Origin of the sequence: Bradyrhizobium sp. CCGUVB14, assembly GCF_024199935.1 — a bacterium.
Classification (GTDB): Bacteria; Pseudomonadota; Alphaproteobacteria; order Rhizobiales; family Xanthobacteraceae; genus Bradyrhizobium.
Genome location: NZ_JANADS010000001.1, coordinates 6731328 through 6752658 on the forward strand (window position 1 = coordinate 6731328; position 21331 = coordinate 6752658).

24 protein-coding genes are annotated in these 21331 nt (G+C 64.2%); 11 read left to right on the forward strand and 13 right to left on the reverse strand.

Annotated elements, in window-relative coordinates:
- Positions 1-35: 35 nt before the first annotated feature.
- Together NLM32_RS31640 and NLM32_RS31645 are read right to left on the reverse strand one after the other, a co-directional pair.
- Entirely contained in the window at positions 36-1241 is a 1206-nt protein-coding gene (locus NLM32_RS31640) for an acyltransferase family protein (protein WP_254132648.1), read from the reverse strand.
- 219 nt (positions 1242-1460) lie between these two features.
- A complete protein-coding gene (locus tag NLM32_RS31645) occupies positions 1461-1655 on the reverse strand; it encodes a hypothetical protein (RefSeq protein WP_254132649.1) in 195 nt (64 codons plus the stop codon).
- A gap of 224 nt (positions 1656-1879) precedes the next feature.
- Here NLM32_RS31645 and NLM32_RS31650 point away from each other — a divergent pair, with 224 nt between their 5' ends.
- On the forward strand, positions 1880-3688 hold the full coding sequence (locus NLM32_RS31650) for a caspase family protein (RefSeq protein ID WP_254132650.1): 1809 nt from the start codon (positions 1880-1882) through the stop codon (positions 3686-3688).
- 67 nt (positions 3689-3755) lie between these two features.
- Here NLM32_RS31650 and NLM32_RS31655 read toward each other — a convergent pair whose 3' ends face one another.
- The 4 genes from NLM32_RS31655 to NLM32_RS31670 form a co-directional block, all read right to left on the reverse strand.
- Positions 3756-4739: a threonine/serine dehydratase gene (locus tag NLM32_RS31655; protein ID WP_254132651.1), complete on the reverse strand. Its 984-nt coding sequence runs from the start codon at positions 4737-4739 to the stop codon at positions 3756-3758.
- A 63-nt stretch (positions 4740-4802) separates the two neighbouring features.
- Positions 4803-5846, reverse strand: a complete 1044-nt coding sequence (locus NLM32_RS31660; RefSeq protein WP_254132652.1) for a glycosyltransferase family 1 protein — start codon at positions 5844-5846, stop codon at positions 4803-4805.
- Positions 5846-6658 carry a UDP-2,3-diacylglucosamine diphosphatase gene (locus NLM32_RS31665; protein ID WP_254132653.1) on the reverse strand — a complete coding sequence of 271 codons (813 nt, stop codon included), beginning with the start codon at positions 6656-6658 and terminating at the stop codon, positions 5846-5848. The genes NLM32_RS31660 and NLM32_RS31665 overlap by 1 nt, the downstream gene beginning before the upstream one ends.
- A gap of 210 nt (positions 6659-6868) precedes the next feature.
- The gene (locus tag NLM32_RS31670; RefSeq protein WP_254132654.1) at positions 6869-7441 is read right to left on the reverse strand and encodes a TetR/AcrR family transcriptional regulator; all 573 of its coding nucleotides are present in this window, start codon (positions 7439-7441) and stop codon (positions 6869-6871) included.
- Positions 7442-7558: 117 nt separating this feature from the next.
- Between NLM32_RS31670 and NLM32_RS31675 the strand changes: the two genes are divergently transcribed.
- The gene (locus NLM32_RS31675; RefSeq protein WP_254135463.1) at positions 7559-7939 is read left to right on the forward strand and encodes a DUF4267 domain-containing protein; all 381 of its coding nucleotides are present in this window, start codon (positions 7559-7561) and stop codon (positions 7937-7939) included.
- A 1-nt stretch (position 7940) separates the two neighbouring features.
- The gene (locus NLM32_RS31680; RefSeq protein WP_254132655.1) at positions 7941-8261 is read left to right on the forward strand and encodes a DoxX family protein; all 321 of its coding nucleotides are present in this window, start codon (positions 7941-7943) and stop codon (positions 8259-8261) included.
- A 36-nt stretch (positions 8262-8297) separates the two neighbouring features.
- Here NLM32_RS31680 and thiD read toward each other — a convergent pair whose 3' ends face one another.
- Positions 8298-9098: a bifunctional hydroxymethylpyrimidine kinase/phosphomethylpyrimidine kinase gene (gene thiD, locus NLM32_RS31685; RefSeq protein WP_254132656.1), complete on the reverse strand. Its 801-nt coding sequence runs from the start codon at positions 9096-9098 to the stop codon at positions 8298-8300.
- Between the two features lie 259 nt (positions 9099-9357).
- Between thiD and NLM32_RS31690 the strand changes: the two genes are divergently transcribed.
- The 5 genes from NLM32_RS31690 (at position 9358) to NLM32_RS31710 (ending at position 13901) form a co-directional block, all read left to right on the forward strand.
- On the forward strand, positions 9358-11337 hold the full coding sequence (locus NLM32_RS31690) for a PAS domain-containing sensor histidine kinase (RefSeq protein WP_254132657.1): 1980 nt from the start codon (positions 9358-9360) through the stop codon (positions 11335-11337).
- Positions 11338-11433: 96 nt separating this feature from the next.
- Positions 11434-11679, forward strand: a complete 246-nt coding sequence (locus tag NLM32_RS31695) for an Lrp/AsnC ligand binding domain-containing protein (protein ID WP_045008738.1) — start codon at positions 11434-11436, stop codon at positions 11677-11679.
- A gap of 89 nt (positions 11680-11768) precedes the next feature.
- Positions 11769-12215 carry a PqqD family protein gene (locus NLM32_RS31700; protein WP_254132658.1) on the forward strand — a complete coding sequence of 149 codons (447 nt, stop codon included), beginning with the start codon at positions 11769-11771 and terminating at the stop codon, positions 12213-12215.
- Positions 12216-13208: a hypothetical protein gene (locus NLM32_RS31705; protein ID WP_254132659.1), complete on the forward strand. Its 993-nt coding sequence runs from the start codon at positions 12216-12218 to the stop codon at positions 13206-13208. It abuts the gene before it with no gap.
- Positions 13209-13220: 12 nt separating this feature from the next.
- Positions 13221-13901: a glycosyltransferase family A protein gene (locus NLM32_RS31710; protein ID WP_254132660.1), complete on the forward strand. Its 681-nt coding sequence runs from the start codon at positions 13221-13223 to the stop codon at positions 13899-13901.
- Here the strand turns inward: NLM32_RS31710 and NLM32_RS31715 are convergent.
- Together NLM32_RS31715 and NLM32_RS31720 are read right to left on the reverse strand one after the other, a co-directional pair.
- A complete protein-coding gene (locus NLM32_RS31715; RefSeq protein ID WP_254132661.1) occupies positions 13876-15465 on the reverse strand; it encodes a nucleotidyltransferase family protein in 1590 nt (529 codons plus the stop codon). The genes NLM32_RS31710 and NLM32_RS31715 overlap by 26 nt on opposite strands.
- A gap of 180 nt (positions 15466-15645) precedes the next feature.
- Positions 15646-16572, reverse strand: a complete 927-nt coding sequence (locus NLM32_RS31720; protein WP_254132662.1) for a cytochrome c — start codon at positions 16570-16572, stop codon at positions 15646-15648.
- Positions 16573-16725: 153 nt separating this feature from the next.
- Between NLM32_RS31720 and NLM32_RS31725 the strand changes: the two genes are divergently transcribed.
- Positions 16726-17145 (forward strand): CHRD domain-containing protein, encoded by a 420-nt coding sequence (locus NLM32_RS31725; protein WP_254132663.1) that lies wholly within the window; start codon positions 16726-16728, stop codon positions 17143-17145.
- 74 nt (positions 17146-17219) lie between these two features.
- Here NLM32_RS31725 and NLM32_RS31730 read toward each other — a convergent pair whose 3' ends face one another.
- Entirely contained in the window at positions 17220-17843 is a 624-nt protein-coding gene (locus tag NLM32_RS31730) for a class I SAM-dependent methyltransferase (RefSeq protein WP_254132664.1), read from the reverse strand.
- A gap of 39 nt (positions 17844-17882) precedes the next feature.
- On the opposite strand from NLM32_RS31730, the gene NLM32_RS31735 reads away from it, so the two are divergent.
- Complete coding sequence (locus tag NLM32_RS31735) at positions 17883-18323, forward strand: VF_A0006 family four-cysteine protein (protein ID WP_254132665.1); 441 nt, start codon at positions 17883-17885, stop codon at positions 18321-18323.
- 7 nt (positions 18324-18330) lie between these two features.
- On the opposite strand, the gene NLM32_RS31740 is transcribed toward NLM32_RS31735, so the two are convergent.
- Both NLM32_RS31740 and NLM32_RS31745 read right to left on the reverse strand, forming a co-directional pair.
- Positions 18331-19614 (reverse strand): cystathionine gamma-synthase family protein, encoded by a 1284-nt coding sequence (locus NLM32_RS31740; RefSeq protein ID WP_254132666.1) that lies wholly within the window; start codon positions 19612-19614, stop codon positions 18331-18333.
- A gap of 165 nt (positions 19615-19779) precedes the next feature.
- Positions 19780-20205, reverse strand: coding sequence for a DoxX family protein (locus NLM32_RS31745; RefSeq protein ID WP_375143585.1), 426 nt, complete (start codon positions 20203-20205; stop codon positions 19780-19782).
- A gap of 317 nt (positions 20206-20522) precedes the next feature.
- Here NLM32_RS31745 and NLM32_RS31750 point away from each other — a divergent pair, with 317 nt between their 5' ends.
- On the forward strand, positions 20523-20810 hold the full coding sequence (locus NLM32_RS31750; RefSeq protein ID WP_254132668.1) for a hypothetical protein: 288 nt from the start codon (positions 20523-20525) through the stop codon (positions 20808-20810).
- A gap of 57 nt (positions 20811-20867) precedes the next feature.
- Here NLM32_RS31750 and NLM32_RS31755 read toward each other — a convergent pair whose 3' ends face one another.
- Positions 20868-21317, reverse strand: a complete 450-nt coding sequence (locus NLM32_RS31755) for a cytochrome c (protein ID WP_254132669.1) — start codon at positions 21315-21317, stop codon at positions 20868-20870.
- Positions 21318-21331 lie beyond the last annotated feature (14 nt).

A 21331-nucleotide genomic window follows, 5' to 3' on the forward strand; every position in this document is an offset into this window, starting at 1 on the left:
GCTTTCGCGGTCCCATCAGGCCGGAAGAGAGCTGATCAATACCCTTGTTTGCCCAATGCTTCTTCGCGGCGAAGCGGGGAATGGATCCCGGCAGCCAGATTGGTCGATGCGGCGTCGATGGCGCCGCTGTCGGGTTTGACCAAATCGTCGGCCGTCGAAGCAGGTGCGGCGTTCCGCCTATCGACGAGTTGCTTGCCATATCTTCGCAGCGGCGTCTCAAAATATCGGAACGACAGATCGCTGAGCAATGCGAGCAGCCCGACAATGGCAAGGACGATCACGGCCTTCATCGTGGCATCCGGCAGCTGTCCAGGATGGGCGCGTTCCCAGGTCTCGCGCACGAAGGCAATGACAGGATTGTGCATGAGGTAGAGCCCGAACGACCTCGCCCCGATCCAGACCAGGATTGATCTGAGCAATCCGGGTGCAAGCAGGTATCCACCGTTGAAGGACGCGATATAGACCAGGGCGCCGCAGATCAGCGTCACGATCACCGGGAAGAACGTGACCAGGCCGGGGCCGCCGCCCACCGCCGCAAGCGCAAACAGCAGGATGACAAGAAGCGGCCATCGCACAAAACGGTTTTGCAGGAAGTACGGCGTGAAGGCCACGTCGGCGGCGCTCTGCTTGAACAGCGCGATCAGCACGCCGAGCGAGATCGCATCGAAGCGGGTCATCCAGGTCAGGGATGTCCGGTCTCGCATCGCCATCCAGGCGACAATCCCGGCCAGTACCACCGCCATGGCGCGCCGAGGAAGCAGAACGAGCAGCGGAAAGGCCAGATAAAATTGCTCTTCCAGACTGAGGGACCAGTAGACGCCGGAGGACCCGCACCAGAGGTTCGGCGAGGCGGTACAGTACGCGTAGTGAAAATTATAGACGTTGAGGGCGGCGGCAAGAAAATCGCCGACATTGCCGAAGAAGGAAAAGTAAGCCCCGGATCGATTGTAGACGAGCGACATCACGATCGGAATGAGCAGCCACAACCATGCCAAAGGCATGATGCGAAAGGCGCGGCGGATCCAGAAATCGGTTACGACGCGCCAATAGGCGGGCGCCCCCTTGCCGGCAGCCAGGACGAAATCCCGATAGAATGCACGCGTGATCACGAATCCGGAGACGCAGAAGAACAGGTCGACGCCGAAGGCGAAGTTCAGGTAACTCTCCAACGTCGGCGGGAGCCACCACATCGCCGTACGATGGTGAGCAATCAGGACGAATAGGATCGCAATCGCGCGCAACACCTCGATTTCCGGCAGGATCCGATGGCTCGCACCACCTTGCGAATGGCGGCCATCCCCCTGTTTGCCGTGCATGCTATCCACTCGATCTCTGCTTCTTGGCGGCACCGTTCTTGCCGTGCCGCAATTAGAGCGCCCGTAGCAGCCTGAATACCACCTCCCACCCTGGTTAAGTCAATCCTGCGAGGTCACTAGGGGGCCCGGGGCCAGCGCAAGGCGTCACGCCACACGCTTCGTCTCTGCGATGACCACGCCGGCTGCCTCCGAAGCCGGGTCCGGGCCCGACTGGATCATGCCGTCACCGCGAACGCGCAGGTCTGCGTGAGGATCGATGGCAAGCCGCTCGAACAGGGCTTGCAATTCCGGCCTGAGGCCGTCGCCGCGAAGCGCGGCGATGGCATGAAGCTTGTGCATGTCACGCTCCTTCGTGTTTGTCGCACGATAGGACCCGGCACAGGTCGATCCACCCGATTTCGGATGTGCAACACCCTTGGGGATCGGAACGCACCATAGGCTCCGACGTGATCTACATCACGCACGGGACAACGGGTGATCGCGATCACGGACCGTGGGTTCGAACGCGTCCTAGCTTCCTCGCAACCAATCTCGCATCGAGATGAGCCCCGAGGGAGCACGCCATGTTCCGCCTGAAATCCGCCCTGATGACCGCCGGCCTGCTGGGAAGCCTGTTCGGCTTCGCCTGCGGCCCTGTTGCCGCGCAAGTCGCCCCTGTCGAGCCGGCCGCGCCTGCCGCCCTGCAAGGCCCGGAGCAGCGGGTGGCGCTGGTGATCGGCAATTCGAACTACCGGAACGCGCCGCAGCTCGCCAATCCCGACAATGACGCACAGTCGATGGCGCAGTTCCTCAACTCCGCCGGCTTCGAGGTGATCTCGGCGACCGACCTCGGCCAGAACGACATGCTGCGCGTGGTGCAGGATTTCTCCGCAAAAGTGTCCGCGCGCGGCCCGAACACGGTGGCGATGGTCTATTACGCCGGTCACGGCGTGCAGCTCGCCGGCGAGAACTATCTCGTCCCTGTCGACGCGAAGGTGTCGAACCCGACCGAGCTCGTCAACGACTCGGTCCGCCTGGTCGACGTGATGTCGACGCTGGAGACGATCCCGAGCCGGATGCGCATCGTCATCCTCGACGCCTGCCGCAACAACCCGTTCCCCAACGTCAGCGACGCTGGCCGGGGCCTTGCCATCGTCGATGCGCCGAACGGCTCCATCGTCGGTTATTCGACCGCACCGGGTGCCGAGGCGCTCGACGGTAACAACGGCCACAGCCCCTACACGCAGGCCTTCCTGAACGTCGCGCGCGAGCCCAACGTGCCGATCGAGCAGCTGTTCAAGCGCGTGCGTCTCCAGGTGAACCAGACCACCAGCGGCGCGCAGATTCCGTGGGAGAGCTCCTCGCTCACCTCCGACTTCACCTTCTTTGGCGATACCGCCGTTGCCGCCAACCGCGCGCCGATGAATGCACCGGTGGTGCAGATGGCCTCGAACCTGCCGAGCCGTTCGACCCGCCAGGCCTATGACTACGTCGTGTCCGAGGGACGCCCGGAGTACTATCAGGAGTTCATCCAGATGTATCCGCACGACCCGCTGTGCGATCACATCCGCTGGCTGCTGTCGAACCTGCTGCTCTCGCAGGCCTGGCACCAGGCGGTGCTGGCGAACTCGCCGATCGGCTACCAGGCCTTCTACAACAACTACGGCAACAGCCCCTATGCGCAGATGGCGCACAAGCTCGAGGCACAACCGAAGCTGATCCCGCTGATGCAGGCGACGAAGTTTCTGGCTCCGCAGAACATTGCCCCGACGCTCAAGATCGGCAATCTCGGCCAGCCCAAATACATGCCGCTGATCCAGCAGGGCAACGGCGGCTCGCAGATCAACGCCAACCTTCCGGTCGTGCAGAAGCCGGTCGACAGCAACGTCATCGGCAAGCTCGGCAATGGCGGCCAGATCGTCAACCTGCCGGCCGGCAATTCGCAGAACGGCGCGCCGTCGCAGACCCCGGGCAAGATCGTCACCCTGCCCGCGCCGACCAACACGACGACGAACAACAACGGCATCGGCAAGATCACGACACTGCCGGTGACCACCACCAATCAGAACACCGGCAACAACAATGCCGGCACGGCCAACGGCAACCCCGGCAAGGTCGTGAGCATGCCGGTGACGATCGGCAAGGCCGGCTCGACCGTCGATGTGAAGACCACGGACGTGAAGACGACGAATGTTCAGACGCAGAACAACCCGATCCACATCAACAACGGCGTGAAGCTCAACAACAACCCGGTGAACAAGGTGCAAGTCCAGAACAACCACCAGAACAACCGGCCGCAGTTCAATGCGATGGGGAATGGCGGCGGCAACAATGTCCGTCAGTCGATGAACCAGTCAAACGGCGGCAACAACCACCGCAGCTTCATGCACTGATTGCGGCAACCGCACACGACAAAGGGGCAGAGCGGCAACGCTCTGCCCCTTTCGTCATGTCAAAAGCTCAGGCGACCAGCTCGGCAAACAGATCCGCATCGACATTGCCGCCGGAGAGCACGATCACCACGTTCTTGCCGGCGGCGTCGAGACGGCCCGCGAGCAACGCCGCAAGGCCCACCGCGCCGCCGGGCTCGACCACGAGCTTCAGCTCGCGATAGGCAAAGGCGACGGCCGCGCCGACTTCCTTGTCCGACGCGGTCACGCCGCGCGCCAGAAGCTTGCTGTTGATCGCAAAGGTCATCTCGCCGGGGATCAGCGCCATCAGCGCATCGCAGATGGTGCGGCCTGCCGGCGGGTGCGGCTCGCGATGGCCTGCGGTCAGCGACAGGCCGTGATCGTCGAACGCCTCGGGCTCGGCCACCACGATCTGGGCTTGCGGATAGCGCGCCTTCACGGCTGTGGCGACGCCCGCGATCAGGCCGCCGCCGGAGGCCGGCGCCACCACGATGTCGGGCGACAGGCCGAGCGTTGCCATGTCTTCCGCGATCTCGCGACCGGCGGTGCCCTGCCCCGCGATCACGAAGGGATCGTCATAGGGCCTGACCAGCGTCGCGCCGCGCTTCTCGGCAATGCCGCGCGAGATTGCCTCGCGGTCGTCGTTGTAGCGATCATACAATACGACCTCGGCGCCGTAGGATTTGGTGCGCTCGCGCTTCGACAGCGGCGCATCCGCCGGCATCACGATGGTCGCCTGCATGTCGAGGATTTTTGCCGCCGCCGCCACGCCCTGGGCGTGGTTCCCGGAGGAGAACGCGACGACGCCGCCGGCGCGCTTGTTCTGCGGAATCGAGAACACCTTGTTGAAGGCGCCCCGGAACTTGAAGGAGCCGGTGCGCTGGAGCATCTCCGGCTTCAGGAACACCTTTGCGCCGACGCGCTCGTTGAGCACGGGAAACGACAACAGCGGGGTGCGGACGGCGAAGGGCGCGAGCACGCGCGCTGCGGCGTCGATATCGGCGGGGCCGATCGGAAGGGGCTGTTCGGACATTAGGCGATGTTATCGCGGCGGACGCGGCGCGGGCAAGACACCTCCGCGCGAGGATTTTACCCTTTAAGCGACGAAGCGCGGCTGTTCCGCGCCCGCCCGGCCGGGCAGCACCGCACCGACCGCCCGGATGCTGTCCACAAAGGCCCGCGCCGAGGCTTCCCAGGTGTAGTTGGCGGCGAATTCGACGCAGGCCTGCCTGGAAACATCGAGCGCGGCGAAGCAGGCGTTACGCAGATCATGATCGAGCGCCCCGACCGGCGCATCGCCGATGACGTCGCGCGGCCCCTTCACGGGGAAGGCCGCGACCGGCAGGCCGCTCGCCAGCGCCTCGAGCAGGACCAGGCCGAACGTGTCGGTCTTGCTCGGAAACACGAAGACATCGGCCGCCGCATAGATGTCGGCCAGTTCCTCGCCGTGCTTCTCGCCTAAAAAGATCGCATCGGGATAGGCTTCTTCCAGCGCGTTGCGCGCCGGGCCGTCGCCGACGATCACCTTGGTGCCGGGCAGATCGAGGTCAAGGAACGCCTCGAGATTCTTCTCCACCGCAACGCGGCCGACCGACAGAAACACCGGAGCCGGCAGGCAGAGGTCGACGGCGCGCGGATGGAACAAATGGGTGTCGACGCCGCGCGGCCACAGCACGACATTGTCGAAACCGCGCTCGCCGAGCTCCCGGGCCAGCGCCGGCGTTGCCGCCATCACGGCCCGGCTCGGGCCGTGGAATCGGCGCAGCGCCCGCCAGATCAGGGATTCCGGAACCGGCATCCGGGCGCGGACATATTCGGGAAAGCGGGTGTGGAAGCTGGTCGTGAACGGCAACTTGCGCTGCCTGCAATAGCGGCGGACCATCAGGCCGATCGGCCCTTCCGTCGCGATATGGGTACTGTCGGGCCGCGCTTCCTCGATCAGCTTTGCGATGCGCGCCGGACGCGGCATCGCGAGCCGCACGTCGCGATAGCTCGGCATCGCAAAGGTGCGGAACGATTGCGGCGTCAGAAACGTGAACTCGACACCGAGCGTCTTCGCGGCGTCAGCGAGCTTGGTCAGCGTCCGAACCACACCGTTGACTTGCGGGTGCCAGGCGTCGGTCGCGACCAGGATGCGCATCAAGCGGCCCTTGCTGCCACCTGCGGTACGGCGGCAGGCTTCTGCGCGTGATCCGCCCAGGTGATGATCTCGAAACGGCCGTCATCGTGCTCGACCAGCGCCGTGCAGCTCTCGACCCAGTCGCCGCAATTCATGTAGCGGATGCCGTTCTCGTCGCGGATCACGGCGTAATGGATGTGGCCGCAGATCACGCCGTCGGCGTCATGACGCCGCGCTTCGGCAGACAGCGCCTGCTCGAACGCGCCGATATAGTTGACCGCGTTCTTGACCTTCTGCTTGGCCCATTGCGACAGCGACCAATACGGCACCTTGAACATGCGCCGGAAGAAGTTGACGAAGCGATTCATCTGGATCGCGAAGTCGTAGGCCTTGTCGCCGAGATGGGCGAGCCAGCGCGCGTTCTGCACCACGAGATCGAAGATGTCGCCGTGGATGACGAGATAGCGCTTGCCGTCCGCGCCGGTGTGGACGGTGTTCTCGACGACGTCGATGCCGCCGAAATGCGTGCCGTAATAGTTGCGCAGGAACTCGTCGTGATTGCCGGGCACGTAGATGATCTTGGCGCCCTTGCGCGCCTTGCGCAGCAGCTTCTGCACCAGATCGTTATGCGATTGCGGCCAGTGCCAGCTCGATTTCAGCGCCCAGCCGTCGACGATGTCCCCGACGAGATAGATGGTGTCGGCATCGTGGTAGCGCAGGAAGTCCAGCAAAAGGTCGGCTTGCGAGCCGCGGGCTCCGAGATGAACGTCGGAGATGAACAAGGTGCGAAAGCGCCTTTCAGGGCTCTCGTCACTCACATCGTAACTTCCCATGCGACAGCCTGTAACAATGTCCCGTGACAGGGGGATGACCAATTGAACCTTTGAGGCACCTCAGATACGAATCAAACCTCGCCTCGCCCTCCCCGCGAATATCAGTCGCATGCGACAATCAGGCGACATGGGGCGGCATTGGTTACCCGCAAAAGCCCGGACCGGAAGCGCGGCACACGCCAGAGACGACGCGAGCCACGGGCGGGCGCGCTATTTTCCGGAAACGACCATCGCCCGAACAATGAGTGCGATTCGTTCACTACGTGCGCCGAGCCTAATTCGGCCCGAGCGTTCGAGTTCAACGAGCCCGTGCAGGGCCGCCCAAAAACTCTCGGTCGCGATATCCACATCGACGCAGAACGGCGTCACCACGGCCGCGAGGGCCTCGAACCCGGCCCGTAGTTCCGGTCTGGTCCCGGCTTCGGCGAAGCGCAGATCCGTCGGAAGAGTGAACATGGCCTCATAGAGCGCGGGATTTCGGTGGGCAAAGGCGAGGTAGGCCGTCGCGACATTCTTGATGGCGTTTCGCCCGGTCGACCCACCTGCCGCCTCCCGAAGAGCCGCAGCGATGTCGCGGAAACCCTCGAGAGCTACTGCGGCAACGATCGCATCCCTGTTTTCGAAATGGGAATAGAGGACCGGCTGACTGTGTTCGATCTCATCGGCAAGCCGACGGATCGTCACGGCGTTCCATCCCTCGCGCTCTGCGATCACGCGCGCTGCCGCGACGATGCGGCGTTCGCGTTCAGCGCGTTGCCTGTCTTTCCGCTCGGCGATCCCCAACCTTCGATCTCCCAGGCCAAGATGGTCGACACTTATTATCGATGCTTGACGATCTAGCAACGCTAGAATATGTAATCTAGCAATGCTAGATTATCTTGGATCGATATAATGAATCTCATGCACTGGCTCCCACTTGGAACCGCGCTGCTCGTGGCTCTCGGGATTATCGCGATCGGCATCCAATATGTCGTCAGTCCGCGGACGGCGACACGCAGTTTCGGCCTGCCACTCCCTGAAGACGGTGCCAACACCGACTGGTGGCTTCGCCTCAAGGGCGTTCGCGACATCGCGTCGGGATTGACCGTGCTGGCATTCATGGCGTGGGGTGTCCCCCGCGGGGTCGGCATCATCCTGTTTGTCGAAGCCATCATCCCCTTCGGCGACATGCTGGTCGTGCTCGGCGGCCGAGGCTCTGCAAGACGCGCGTTCGGCATTCACGGCCTCACGGCGGCGATCATGATTCTGGCAGCCATCCCCATGATGATGGATGTGCCCTGAGATGACCCATATTGTTTCGGTTTGTCTGCTCGTTGCCGGGCTCTTTGGCGCAGGCCTCCATAACGCGATCGCCGGTTCCGCGACGCAAAGCAGCTTCGTTCGATGGGGTTACCCGCGCTGGTGGGGCAGCCTTACCGGCGGATTGGAGATCATGAGCGCCGTTCTGATTGCGCTCCCTGCAAGTCGCGTCGTTGGCCTGGTGCTGGGCGCAGCAATCATTTTGGCCGCTGTTCTGACCGTGGTGCGCCACCGCGAATTTTCGCACCTTGTACCGCTCGGTGTGTTTGCCACCTTGATGGCTCTCGCAGGAACGTTGTCTTGAGGGCCGAACTTGCCGGCCGGCTAGCCGCAGCCGGCGTCAGTAGAATTTGTGGAAATGATGGACCGGCCCGTGGCCGTGACCGACGCTGAAGTGGTCGGCAGCTTCGATCGCCGCGCTGATCCAGGCTTTGGCGTTGCGCACGGCCGTCTCGAGATCCTCGCCCCTGGCAAGGCCTGCTGCAACCGCCGAGGACAGCGAGCAGCCGGTGCCATGGGTGTTGCGCGTGGCGACGCGCGACGCGGCAAGCGCGATCGTCTTGTCGGCGCCGACGAGATAGTCGATGCTCTCGCGGCCCTCGCCGTGCCCGCCCTTGATCAGGACCGCGCGGCAGCCGAGTTCGAGAAGGCGGCGCCCCTGGCTTTCGATCTCGATCTCGCTTCGCGCGATCGGCTCGTCCAGCAGCGCGGCCGCCTCCGGCAGATTGGGCGTGATCACCGACGCCAGCCGCATCAGCTTCGTGCGCAACGCCTCGACGGCCTCCGCCGCCAGCAGGCGATCGCCGGAGGTCGCGACCATCACGGGATCGAGCACGATATGGCGCGGCTTCCAGCGCACCAGCGCAGAGGCGATCGCGTCGATGCTCTCGGCCTGCGCCACCATGCCGATCTTCACCGCGCCGACATCGAGATCGGAGAACACCGCATCGATCTGCGCCGTGACGAACGCGGCGGGCACCGCATGAATGCCGGTGACGCCTTTGGTGTTCTGCGCGGTCAGCGCCGTGATCGCGGACGCGCCATAGACGCCGAGCGCGGCAAAGGTCTTCAGGTCGGCCTGGATGCCGGCGCCGCCGCTCGAATCCGAGCCGGCGATGGTGAGCGCCACGGGCGTGGTCATCGCAGGATACGCTTGTTTGAGGAAAACTCGGCCATAGCCAGTCCTAGCGCGCCCCCGCAGCCCCAGCAAGCCGGCGAATCAGGCACAGCCGGTGCTGCGCGGCTGTCGCCCCGGAAGCGGGCATAACCTGAGAAAATAAGACCACGGCATCGTCCGGCCTTGGCGCCCATCCCTGCGAATGACACGTTAGCAGGTGGATTCGTCCAGCGACGCCTTGTTGCGGGCCGGCCTCGGCCCGCAATCCTTTCGGGAAGAAATCATGTGGGCCTATTTCGAACGTATCCTCGACTCCTCGATGTTTTCACCGCACGGCATCTGCCTGCTGTGGGAGCCCGAGCTGATCTGGCTCCATGTCGTTTCTGACGCCTGCATCGCAGCGGCCTATTTCTCGATCCCGTTTGCGCTCGCGATCCTCGTCACCAAACGGCGTGACCTCCAATTCGGCTGGGTCTTTTGGGCGTTCGCAGCCTTCATCATGGCCTGCGGCCTGACCCATGTGCTGTCGATCTACACGCTCTGGGTGCCGATCTATGGTATCGAGGGCCTGGTCAAGGCGATGACGGCCATCGCATCGATCTTCACCGCGGCCGCGCTCTGGCCGCTCCTGCCAAAGATCCTGGCGATCCCCTCCCCGTTCGAGCTTCAAAAGGTCCAGGCCGCGCTCCAGGAAGAAGAGATCAAGAGCCGGGACGCGACATTGTTGCTGAGACAGGTGGGAGAGGCCCAGCGCGCGATGCGCGAAAGCGTGACGCGTCTCACCGCCATCGTCGAGACCGCGGTCGACGGCGTCATCCTGTTCGACGCGCAGGCCCGCATTCTCCTGTTCAATCCCGCGTGCGAACGGCTGTTCGGCTATCGCGCCCAGGAGGTGATGAATCTCGACATCGGCATGCTGATGTCGAACGACGAGAGGCGCCCAACCACCGGTCATGCGCGGCGTTTCGCAACCGGAGAAGCCATCGGCCTGTGCAAGGACGGATCGAGCTTTCCGATGAATTTGTCGGTTGGCCAGGCGTGGCAGGACGGCGAGCTGATCTATGTTGGCATCATCCACGATCTGACCGCGCGCAAGCTGACCGAGCAGCAGCTCCAGCAGGCGCAAAAGATGGAGACGGTCGGCCAGCTCTCCGGCGGCATCGCGCATGACTTCAACAATCTCCTGACCGTGATCATCGGCAACGCCGAGCATCTCAGCGAGCAGCTGAAGGCGCGGCCCGATCTGCGGCAATTTGCCGACGATATCTGCGAGTCCGGCGAACGCGGCGCGGAGCTGACGCAGCGACTGCTGGCATTCAGCCGCCGCCAATTGCTGCAGCCAAAGACCATCGATTGCCGCGAGCTGCTGCAATCCATGCTCAAGCTGCTCAAGCGCACCTTGCGCGAAAACATCGAGATCAAGACGGCGTTCGGCCCTGGCACCATCCAGGCCTTTGCGGACCGTGCCCAGCTCGAATCCGCCGTGCTGAACCTGGCGCTCAACGCACAGGATGCGATGCCGTCCGGTGGACATCTGACGCTGAGCACCGAGCTCGCCGCAATCGACGAGGACTATCGCGCCCTGCACCCGGAAGTGACATCCGGCGCCTACGCGCTGATTTCCGTCACCGACGACGGCGAAGGCATGACGCCCGAAGTGATCGAGCACGCCTTCGAGCCGTTCTTCACCACCAAGGAGGTCGGCAAGGGTTCAGGGCTGGGACTGAGCATGGTCTACGGCTTCGCAAAGCAATCCGACGGTCATGTCTCGATCTATAGCGAACAGGGCCTGGGGACGACGGTCCGGATCTACCTGCCGCGCACCGGCGGCGGACAATCGCCGACCGACGTGCTGGACGGCGAGGACACAGCGCCGCGCGGCCACGAGACCATCCTGATTGCCGAGGACGATCCGTTCGTGCGCTCCTCGGTGATCCTCCGGGTGGAGGCGCTCGGCTATCGCGTCGTCGCCGCCGTCAACGGCCAGGAGGCCCTGCAGCGGCTGCGCGCCGATCCCGGCATCGACATGCTGTTCACCGATATCGTCATGCCCGGCGGGATGAGCGGCTGGGAGCTCGCCGATCAGGCCCGGCGGATTCGGCCGGGCCTGCCGGTGCTGTTCACCTCCGGCTATGCACTGGAGACCCTGGTCGAGCAGGGCCGCGCGCAGGCGGAGGCCGTGGTCCTGACCAAGCCCTATCGCAAGACCGAGCTCGCCCAGCGGCTCAGGGACGCCTTCGCCGCAGCGACGGCGGCTTCGTAAGGCATCGGACCGTCATCTGACGCCTGGAAGTCCGCTTGCTAAATCGGGCTGATTTTGGCCTATTAGCCGGCAAGATATGCCTTCGGAGTAACTGCAATGGTTCCCTTTTTCGTCCAGATCAAATGTAAGCTTGGCCAGTCCTATACGGTCGCCAATGCGCTTGCCGAAGCCGAGATCGCCTCCGAGATCTACTCCACGGCCGGCCATTACGATTTGCTGGTGAAGTTCTATGTCGACAACGACACCGACATCGGCCACTTCATCAACGAGAAGGTGCAGGTGCTGCCCGGCATCCAGGACACGCTCACCATCATCACCTTCAAGGCGTTCGGCGCCAGCTAGAAGGCGCAATTGGCGCAAGCGGCGATGTTGCGCAGCCGCGCGCCTGTGCTAGCGTCCGGGCCTTGGAATTGAAGTGAGTACTGCAAGCTATGGCCCTCACCACGACGGTGCCGCTGCTGATCAGCCAGCAATTCGATAGTGAAGTCGTGTTGGCCAACTATCAGAATGGCGTCTACTACAACCTCGACGGCAGCGCTGCGCAGATCTGGCTCGGCCTCAAGGTCAACCGAACGGTTGAGGAGATCGGACGCGCGCTGGCTGCCGCGACTGATGGAGATGTGACGTCAATCACGCAACAGGTGCAAGCCTTCGTCGACAGCATGCTGGCGGAAGGCCTCATCGCGAACGGTGCCGCCGATGCGCGCAGTGAGAGCCCCGTTGAGACGTCCATTAGCGCTTGGACACCCGTGCTGTCGGGCGCATTCGTCGCCCCGGAATTCCAGCGCTTCGACAATCTGCGGGAGCTGCTGTTGATGGATCCCGTGCACGACGCCGGCGAGGAAGGCTGGCCGCTGCGCGAGACCCAAGAGAACTAGATGAAGGCGAGCGACCTCATCCGGCGGGAGATCGCGGGGGTCTTCGCCAGGACAACGTCGGAGCCGATCGAGGCGCATGCGCGCTGCGGGCCGTTCGGCTTGCATCTCGGCTTTGCCTCGCAGGATTTGGCCCGCATGTTCCTGCCGGCCTATGTCCAGCGCGCGGCCGATGGCGTCGATCTCGAGCTTCGCTTCGTCACGGCAACCGACCATGATCTCTCGGCGCTGGTGCCGGAAGCTTCCGAAAAGCCGCGGCTGCTGATCGAGGACGGCATCTATTCGGTCTGGCAGCCGGCCGTCATTCCCGTGCTGTACGCGATCGACCTGGTGACGCGGCGCGGCATCGCGTGGTTGCCGAAGGGCGAGGCGCCGCCCTGGATCCGCAGCCGGCCCGCGATCTCCCTCATCCACGCCCTGATGCAGGAGACACCCTGGTGCGCCGTCCACGCCGCGGCTGTGGGGAATACGACTGGATTCACGCTGCTCGCGGGCGAGGGTCACAGCGGCAAGACCACCGCGGCGCTCGCCTGCGTCAAGGCCGGCTGGCGCTACGCGGGCGACGACTTTGTCGCGGTCAACAGCGTCACCGGCGCGATCGAGCCGCTGTTCTGCTCCGCACGGCTGCGCCCTGCTCTTGCCAACGCGTTTGGCGACCTGATCGGCGACACCACGCCGGTGTCGGATTTCAACGGCGAGCTGCGCCACGAGCTCAGCCTGGCCGGCCTCGGCGAGCGCCTCGGTGGCGGCAAGTTGCGTGCGCTTTTCATTCCGCGCCGGCGCGGCGCGGCCTCACCTGAATTCACACCTGCGAAGCAATCGGATGCGTTTCGCGCGCTGCTGCCGACCACGGCCTACGAGCTGCCGGGCTGGCCGAACCAGATCGCGGAGAAGGTGGCGCGGATCGCAGGTCTCGCGCCAGTGTTCTTTGCCGATACCGGCACCGCGCCTGCCGAGATTCCCGCCGCGTTCGCCGATCAATTGCAACGGCTCTAAGGCCGCGCCGACATGCGAGTCTCCGTCATCATCGCCGCCTACAATGCCGAGACCTACATTGCCGAGGCGGTCGAGAGCGTGCTCGGCCAGACCGTGCCGCCCGATGAGGTGATCGTCATCGACGACGGCTCGACCGACGACACGCGCAATGTGCTCGGCGAATTCGGCGACCGCATCACCGTGCTTGCCCAGAGCAACAACGGCCAGGCCGTCGCCGTCAACAAGGCGCTCGCGACCGCGCAGGGCGAGCTGATCGGCTTCTGCGACGCCGACGACCTCTGGACGCCGCGCAAGCTCGAATTGCAGCTGGCACTGCTGGAGCATCAGGGCGGCGTCGACGCCGTGTTCGGCAAGGTCGAGCAATTCGTCAGTCCCGACGTGCCGGACGCGCAACGCGAGCGCCTCAAGCCCGCGGTCGCGATCATGCCGGGCGAATTGAAGCAGTGCATGCTGATCCGGCGCGCCGCGCTCGACCGGGCCGGGCCGTTCGACGAGAGCCTGCCCGCGACCTTCTTCATCGCCTGGCTTGGCCGCGCCAAGCAGAACGGGTTGAGGAGCGCGCATGTCGACGACATCGTGGTGCGCCGCCGGCTGCATCTCGGCAACGGCGGACGCATCAACACGGACGCCCAGAACCGCGAGACGCTCCTGGCGCTGCGCCAGGCCATCAAGGCCCGGCGCCCGCTGGAGTGAACACCGTCTCGCCGTTCACCGACACGGATTTCACGAACAGCCCGAGCAGACGCGGATCGATCGAATGGCCGATGTCGGTCGGGCGCTGGCAATCGAGCATCCGCAGCGCGACGACGATCTTGCGTTGGCGTGCGCCAATGACTCTCGCCTGCAGCGCGATTCTGAACGGCATCGGATCGGTGCGCCCTGCCGCCATCTGCTGCACCGATCCAATGCCGGCGTAAGCGACAAAGCGGAAATTGTCCGTGCCCGGCGGCAGGAACGGCACGACCACGAGCTCCACCGCGACGGGATCTCGCGTCCGGTCGTCGACGGGCATTTCGAGGACGGCGAATGGACGGTCGGTCCACCGCCCCTCATCCTCCGGAATGGAAAAGCCCTGCCCGAACCAGATGCCGCTCCCGCGCGACGGATACGCCGCGCGCGCGATCTGCTGCCAGATCCGCTTCAGGATCGCATCCCGAAACAAGGGAAACTGCACGATGCCCGCATCGAATGCCGCGATCGCCGCGCCGGGCAGCCGCAGCCAGTCCCAGCCCCGGAACGGCGCCTTGAAACGCGCGCGAAGCGCCGAGAAGAAGGCAGCGCCAAAGTGCTGCCACTGCGTGCGTCGCGCGCGCGGCACGGCGCGGATCGACATCTCGATCGACTTCCCCGGCGGCCCGTAGTCCCATAGCTGCTCGACGAGGCGATCCGGCACGAGGGCCGGCATCTCGCGCGCGACGACGTCGAGCAATTGCGCGGCAAACAGGCTGCCATTGTAGCGCGTCACGATCGCGCGGAAGCGGTCCCAATCGACCCTGTCGCCGGCCTTGCTCTGGAGCACATGGACGATCTCGAGCGCGCGCGAGACCATCTCGTTCTGATCGGCAGGCTCCGGCCGCATCGCCGCGATCGCCAGATGCTCGGCAACGCCGGGGATCAGCACCTCATGGGTCAGCAGCGTCCCGGTCTCGGCGGTCGCGAACAGCTCTTCAGTAAAGCCTTCGTCGTCGAGCCAGAACAACGCGCGCCAGTGCAGATCGATGGCCCGGGCGAAACCGGCCCGCGACATCGCCACCGCATGGATGTCGCGATCGAAATCGGATTCCTGGAACAGCTCGACCCGCATGCCGTGGCTGCGGAAATCGGCCTGCCGCAGCACCTCGATCGCGCGCGGCGCCTCCGCGCGGCGGACCAGGAGATCGTAATCCCCCGTCATGCGCTTCGCCATGTAGCTCTCGTCGCGCGCGAACAGCGCGCCGCCCTTGATCAGCAGCGCGGCGATGCCGGCGGCCTTGAGCGCTGCGGACGCCGCGACGACATCGCGCACCCGCGTCGCATTCGACAGCCAGACATGCTTGACGACGCCGCGCATTTTCCTGGTGTCGGCATCGATGATCCCGGCCATGTCGGCGGTTGCCACAAGCAGCGGCATGGTGCGGTAGACGACCTCGTCGGCCGCATCGAGCGGCTCCGCGGCGCGCCAGGCCAGATAGGCATCGATTGCAGTCCGGCCCTGTCCGAGCGCTGCGCGAAACAGCGTGAGATGACGCGGACCCAGCGCGGCCGGAAGTTTTGGCACGATCTCAACCGAACGGTTGAGCCGCGGGGCGTGTTTCGTGCGACACGGTCAAATCACACGCCGAAACGATCAGCCAGAGCTGCACGAAAAACTCACGCCCCATGTGACGCAATTCCAATTCTCAACCCGCGACCGACGATGGGGGCGCAATCACGGTGTGTCAATTGGAAAGGAACTGCTTCAGCCGCCACTCTCCTTGCGTTTGGGCGGCGTCGGTCCGTCGACCGGCGGCAGCGACTTCAGATAGGCGGCCATCGCGGCGCGATCCTCCGGCGTCAACTGCGCGAGGTTCTTGATCACCGGCCGCATTGCGCCCGATGCGGTGTCGCCCTCGGGCATGTCGCCGGTCTCGAGGAAGTCGGCGATGTCCTTCTCGCTCCAGCCGCCGATCCGCTTCTGCGTGATGTTCGGCACCCAGCCCTCGCCGTCGGGATTGGGACCGCCGGCGAAGCGCTCGCCCCGGTTGATCCCGCCGAGAGCGTTGCGCGGACTGTGGCATTCGGCGCAATGGCCAAAACCGTTCACGAGATAGGCCCCGCGATTCCATTGTGCGGACCGCGCGGCATCCGGCTTGAACGGCCTGACATCCATGAACAGCAATTTCCAGATGCCGACGTTGCGGCGGATGTTGAAGGGAAACGGCAGATCGTGGTCGCGCACCCGCCCCGCGACCTGCGGCAGCGTCTTCAGATAGGCAAAGAGATCGCGAACGTCGTCGACTTTCGCAATGTGATACGACGTGTAGGGAAACGCCGGAAAATAGTGCGTGCCCTCGGGCGAGATGCCGCGCATCACCGCGTTGACGAAATCGGCCTCGCTCCAGCGGCCGATGCCGTCGGTCGGGTCGGGCGAAATGTTTGGCACATAGAACGTGCCGAACGGCGAGCCGAGCGCCAGGCCGCCGCCGAGCCGCAGGCGATCGGGCTGGTTGGGTACGGCGTGGCAGGACGAGCAGCCGCCGGCATTGAACAGCTCCTGCCCATTGGCGAGATCAGGCCCGCGCGTCGGGGCCGGCAACGCCAGGGCGGTCGGCGCGGTCAGCCACCAATAGACGGCAAGGGCTGCGACGGCGGCGATCAGGATGACAGAAATTGTTCGTCGCAGCATGAGGGATCCCATCGGGCTCTGGCGAATTTACGGATCATCCCGCAGCCGCTCCAGCCACGAATAATTTAGATGGTTTGAGCGGAATCCGGGAATAAAGTCGGAACCGCACTGTTTGCAAGTTGACAGCAATCAGGCGTCAACAGGGAGAGACCCATGAACAAAGCGCTTTTTGCCACGCTGGCGCTCGGAGCCGCCGTCGCATTCGCCGGCTCAGCCAGCGCGGAGAAACTGAAGGCGACGCTGGACGGCAAGTCCGAAGTCCCCGCCAATGCCAGCGCCGGCACGGGCACGGCCGATATCGACTATGACGCCGCCACCAAGAAGCTCTCCTGGAAGGTGACCTACTCCGGGCTCTCCGGCCCCGCCACCGCCGCGCATTTCCACGGCCCCGCCGAAGCCGGCAAGAACGCCGGCGTCATGGTGCCGATCCCCGGCATTGCAACGAGCCCCGCCGAAGGCTCGGCGACGCTGACGGACGCGCAGGCCTCCGATCTGCAGGCCGGCAAGCTCTACGTCAACATTCACACCGCGGCCAACCCGGGCGGCGAAATCCGCGGCCAGGTGACCAAGTAGATTTCATAACGACGTCATCGACGAAGGCCGGACGCGAGGAGCGCGTCCGGCCTTTTCGATTCCGGCGGAGCGCGTCAGGCCGGGCGCTTGCGCACGGCGACCTGGTGGCTCCTGAGGATCACCTCGGCATCGTCGTGCCAGGCGAGGAATGTGTCCACGGCGGGCGCGACACGCATCCAGTCGGGACTGTCCGGCTTCCAGGTGTAATCGTCCATCAGCATCACGCCGCCCGCGCGCAACAGGCGCCAGGCGCCGAGGCAATCGATCATGACGTCGTCGCGCTGATGGCTGCCGTCGACATAGATGAAATCGAACATCGCGTTCTCCTCGCGCAACATGCCGAGCGCCTTGATCGAGGTGCCCACGATCTTGCGCAGCCGCGGACCATAGGTGGCGAGGTTGCGGTCGAAGCGAGCGGCATCTTCGCCATCGAAGAGATCCACGCAGGTGAGCTGCGCTCGCGCGAAGAATTCGAGCCAGAACAGCGCAGACCGTCCCTCCTTGGAGCCGATCTCGAGCACGCTTGCGGTCGTCTCGCGTATGTCGCCAAACAGCGCGCTCCAGGCAACCGTCCGCGCGGCGACGTAATCGCGCCGAAATTCCTTGCCCGCAAAGACGTGCGCGTAGGGGTCCTGGGCCCGCGCCAGCGCGATAACCCGCGCGCGAAGCTGCGCCTGTCGGGCGGAGGGATCGCTCACGAGAGCCCGGAATCTGACTGCGCGACGACACCGACCATTGTGTCACCGATCTGGCGCTTTATGATCGCTCCCAGAGCAAAGGTGCGCAACATGACTACTCCCAACGCGAACCATCCCGCCTTCTCTGACAAACTATCGCAGCCAGGGTCCTGCGGGAAGCCTGCCCCCACACCATTGCATCATCTGGCGGGCCTTGTCGTTGCCGCAGCAATCGTTGCCTTCTCCGGACCGGTCGTCGCGCAAACCGACCTGGAAAGGCAGGCTCAATGCGAGCTGTCGGCGATCCGCGATACGAGATCGCCGCTTGCCGTCCAGACCATCCGTTCGGCCTGCAACTGGCTCGTGGTCAATGGCGACTCGCTGCTGAATGCGTCCAGCAAGGGCTATTACATCTGCCTCGTGCGGCAGCTCTCGGGCGCGCAGAGCAACGAGGCCGCCGCGGCCATCATGTCGGCATGCCGCGCGTCCAATCCGCTCTGAGGAGCGCTCAGGCCGCGCTCAGCGCATGCTCGAGATCCGCGATCAGGTCCGACGGATTTTCGATGCCGATCGACAGGCGGATGGTGCAATCGAGCACGCCGATCTTGCGGCGGATGTCGGCTGGCACGCCGGAATGGGTCATCGTCGCCGGCAGGCTCGCCAGCGATTCCGTTCCGCCGAGGCTGACCGCGAGCTTGAAGATCTGCAGGGCGTTGAGGAATTTCTCCGCGGCCGCCTGGCCGCCGACGATGTCGAACGAGAACGTCGAGCCCGCGCCGAGACATTGCCGCGCGAACACGCGCCCCGCCGGCGAGGTCTCCCCGTGATGACCGAGATAGTGGACCTTGGCCACCTTGGCGTGGTCGCGCAGATAGTCGGCCACGAGGCGCGCGTTGCTGTCGGCCTTCTCCATGCGCAGGCTCAGGGTCTCGAGCGAGCGGTTGATCATCCAGCAGGAATGTGGATCGAGCTGGGTGCCGATGGCGCCGCGCAGTGCCTTGACGCTTTTCATCATCGCCTTGGTGCCGAGCGCGGCGCCTGCGATCAGGTCGGAATGACCGCCCACATATTTGGTCAGCGAGTACAGCGAGATATCAGCGCCATGCTCGATCGGCCGCTGAAACACCGGCCCGAGCAGCGTGTTGTCGCAGGCGATGATCGGCGTGTGGCCCTGGGCCTTGCCGATGGTGTCGGCGACGCGGCGCATCAGCGCGACATCAACGAGGCCGTTGGTCGGGTTGGCCGGGGTCTCGATCAGGATCATGGAAACCCGGCCCTTGCGCATCGCCTCCTCGGCGGCCTGATTGACCGCCGCCTCATCGATGCCGTCGGCAAAGCCGACCGCGCCGATCGAGAAACGCGACAGCGTGTTGGTCAGCAGCGTTTCCGTGCCGCCATAGAGCGGTTGCGAATGCAGAATGACGTCGCCCGGCCGGACGAACGCCAAAATCGTCGTCGAGATCGCCGCCATGCCGGACGAGAACAGCGCACAGCTCTCGGTACGCTCGTAGATGGCGAGCCTGTCCTCGACGATCTCGCTGTTGGGATGGTTGAAGCGCGAATAGACGAGCCCGGCGCCCATGCCTTCCGGCGGCTCGCGGCGGCCGGCCACGAAATCGAAGAAGTCCTGCCCGTCCTCGGCCGTCTTGAAAACGAAGGTCGAAGTCAAGAACACCGGTGGCTTGATGGCGCCTTCCGAGAGCTGCGGATCATATCCATAGGTCAGCATCAGCGTTTCCGGATGCAGCATATGGTTGCCGATATGGGTTTTCGACGGAAACGGTTTTGCCATGGCCTGTCTCGCTGTTCCTGATTCACATCCGCCCCGCTTGTGCTCAAGGATAGCTGATGTAGGGCCCGCTGACAGTGACGCTCAGATCAAATTTGCGGCTGGACTCGCCGCAACGCGCACAAAAAACCCGCCGTCACCGGCGGGTTTTTCAGAGTTCTTGCTTGTTCAGCGCGCTGGCACTGCTCCCGGCAGGACGTCCCCGTCGTGCGACAAGCGCGCATCGAGGCTGAGGGCACCGGCGCCAAACGCGACGATCTGAAGCAGGCCGCCTGCCATCATCACGTTCTTGAGGAAATGAATCATCTGGTTCTGGTCGGCGAAGTTGCCGTGGAAGACGACGGCCGTTGCGAGCGAGAACACGGCGAGCGCGAGCGCAACCGAGCGTGCCTGGTAGCCGGCGATCAGCAGCAGACCGCCGCCGAGCTCGACCAGAACTGCGATCGCATAAGCGGCCGGCGGCACCGGAAGTCCGGCTGAGGCGATGTAGGCGGTCGTGGCGCCATAGGACGCAAGCTTGCCAACGCCGGTGAAGACGAACGGCAGACCGATCAGCAGGCGGCCGAGGAGAGAAGCGTAACGCGTGGTATCCATGATCATTACTCCTGTGCTTTGTCAGGCGTGACGGGTGTGATGGGGACTCATCGTTCGCCGCCGCTGCAATTTCGTTTTGCGGGGGATCAGCGGGCGACGAACTGCTTCGTTGCGTCCTGACAATGGCCCGGGATCATTGGATTAAAAATAGAAATGATGGAAAATCACCGTTTCCAATTTCGACCCTTCGACCAACCAGGGTTTGCGCCCCAAGAGTCCGCGCCCAGTTGTGCTGGCGCGCTTCGCCCCGTCCAGATTCAAAGCTAGACTGCGACCTGACGCGCGCTCGCTTGTCGCGCCCGAGCCCGGAGCGGTCGATGATCAAGGTCCTGATGGAACGGGATATGCCGCAAAACTTCGACCCCAGCGACGCGGCGCAGGCGAGCCGTCATGCGCGCATTGCGCTCGACGCGGTGACTGCGACCGCCGGAAAAATGCACTGGCTCTGCACTTACGCAACGGATGACCGCAAGTTGTTCGGCCTCGTTGTCGTCGAGAACGAGGATGTCATCGCCGAATATGTGAAACGCGCTGGCATCGACAGTGGCATCAAGATCCACCGCGTCACCTGCGTTCTCGATCCGGCGCTCGCCGCGCCAAGATAGCTGGCACGCTCGTAGCCCAGATTGAGTACAGCGCCATCCGGCTACGTACCGCAACGGCTACTTCAGCTTCACCCGATACGTCTCGTGGCAGTCGGTGCAGCGGTCGTTCATCGCAGTGTAGGCGGCCTTCAGGCTCGCCAGATCGGTGACCTTGCCCTTGACCTCGGCGATCGCCTTCTGCACCGGCGGAATCTTGGAGTCGAAATCGGCCTTGTTCTGCCAGACCTTTGGCGAGGAACCATAAGTCGCGTTCACAACGTCCTGCTTGGGATTGACCTCGAAGGTCTTTGCGATCTTGGCGACGTCGGCCTCGAGACTGGCGATCGCCTCGTCGACGGCCTTCTGATTGTAGGGGATTTCGCCTTTCGTCATCTTGAGGATCACGCCGTACATGCTCTTGGCCTGCGAGCGCATCAGATTGTCCTGCTGGACGGCAACCTCCTGCTGCGCCATCACGGCGCCCGCACCCAGAAACAGGGCGCCCGCGACAATCAAAATTCGTTTCATCGGATTGTTTCTCC

Bases quoted from the DNA above. Each gene is read 5' to 3' on its own strand.
- NLM32_RS31645 (WP_254132649.1), bottom strand. From the start codon at position 1,655: ATGCACAAGCTTCATGCCATCGCCGCGCTTCGCGGCGACGGCCTCAGG.
- NLM32_RS31650 (WP_254132650.1), top strand. From the start codon at position 1,880: ATGTTCCGCCTGAAATCCGCCCTGATGACCGCCGGCCTGCTGGGAAGC.
- NLM32_RS31655 (WP_254132651.1), bottom strand. From the start codon at position 4,739: ATGTCCGAACAGCCCCTTCCGATCGGCCCCGCCGATATCGACGCCGCA.
- NLM32_RS31660 (WP_254132652.1), bottom strand. From the start codon at position 5,846: ATGCGCATCCTGGTCGCGACCGACGCCTGGCACCCGCAAGTCAACGGT.
- NLM32_RS31665 (WP_254132653.1), bottom strand. From the start codon at position 6,658: ATGGGAAGTTACGATGTGAGTGACGAGAGCCCTGAAAGGCGCTTTCGC.
- NLM32_RS31675 (WP_254135463.1), top strand. From the start codon at position 7,559: ATGCACTGGCTCCCACTTGGAACCGCGCTGCTCGTGGCTCTCGGGATT.
- NLM32_RS31680 (WP_254132655.1), top strand. From the start codon at position 7,941: ATGACCCATATTGTTTCGGTTTGTCTGCTCGTTGCCGGGCTCTTTGGC.
- thiD (WP_254132656.1), bottom strand. From the start codon at position 9,098: ATGACCACGCCCGTGGCGCTCACCATCGCCGGCTCGGATTCGAGCGGC.
- NLM32_RS31690 (WP_254132657.1), top strand. From the start codon at position 9,358: ATGTGGGCCTATTTCGAACGTATCCTCGACTCCTCGATGTTTTCACCG.
- NLM32_RS31695 (WP_045008738.1), top strand. From the start codon at position 11,434: ATGGTTCCCTTTTTCGTCCAGATCAAATGTAAGCTTGGCCAGTCCTAT.
- NLM32_RS31700 (WP_254132658.1), top strand. From the start codon at position 11,769: ATGGCCCTCACCACGACGGTGCCGCTGCTGATCAGCCAGCAATTCGAT.
- NLM32_RS31705 (WP_254132659.1), top strand. From the start codon at position 12,216: ATGAAGGCGAGCGACCTCATCCGGCGGGAGATCGCGGGGGTCTTCGCC.
- NLM32_RS31710 (WP_254132660.1), top strand. From the start codon at position 13,221: ATGCGAGTCTCCGTCATCATCGCCGCCTACAATGCCGAGACCTACATT.
- NLM32_RS31720 (WP_254132662.1), bottom strand. From the start codon at position 16,572: ATGCTGCGACGAACAATTTCTGTCATCCTGATCGCCGCCGTCGCAGCC.
- NLM32_RS31725 (WP_254132663.1), top strand. From the start codon at position 16,726: ATGAACAAAGCGCTTTTTGCCACGCTGGCGCTCGGAGCCGCCGTCGCA.
- NLM32_RS31740 (WP_254132666.1), bottom strand. From the start codon at position 19,614: ATGGCAAAACCGTTTCCGTCGAAAACCCATATCGGCAACCATATGCTG.
- NLM32_RS31745 (WP_375143585.1), bottom strand. From the start codon at position 20,205: ATGGATACCACGCGTTACGCTTCTCTCCTCGGCCGCCTGCTGATCGGT.
- NLM32_RS31750 (WP_254132668.1), top strand. From the start codon at position 20,523: ATGATCAAGGTCCTGATGGAACGGGATATGCCGCAAAACTTCGACCCC.
- NLM32_RS31755 (WP_254132669.1), bottom strand. From the start codon at position 21,317: ATGAAACGAATTTTGATTGTCGCGGGCGCCCTGTTTCTGGGTGCGGGC.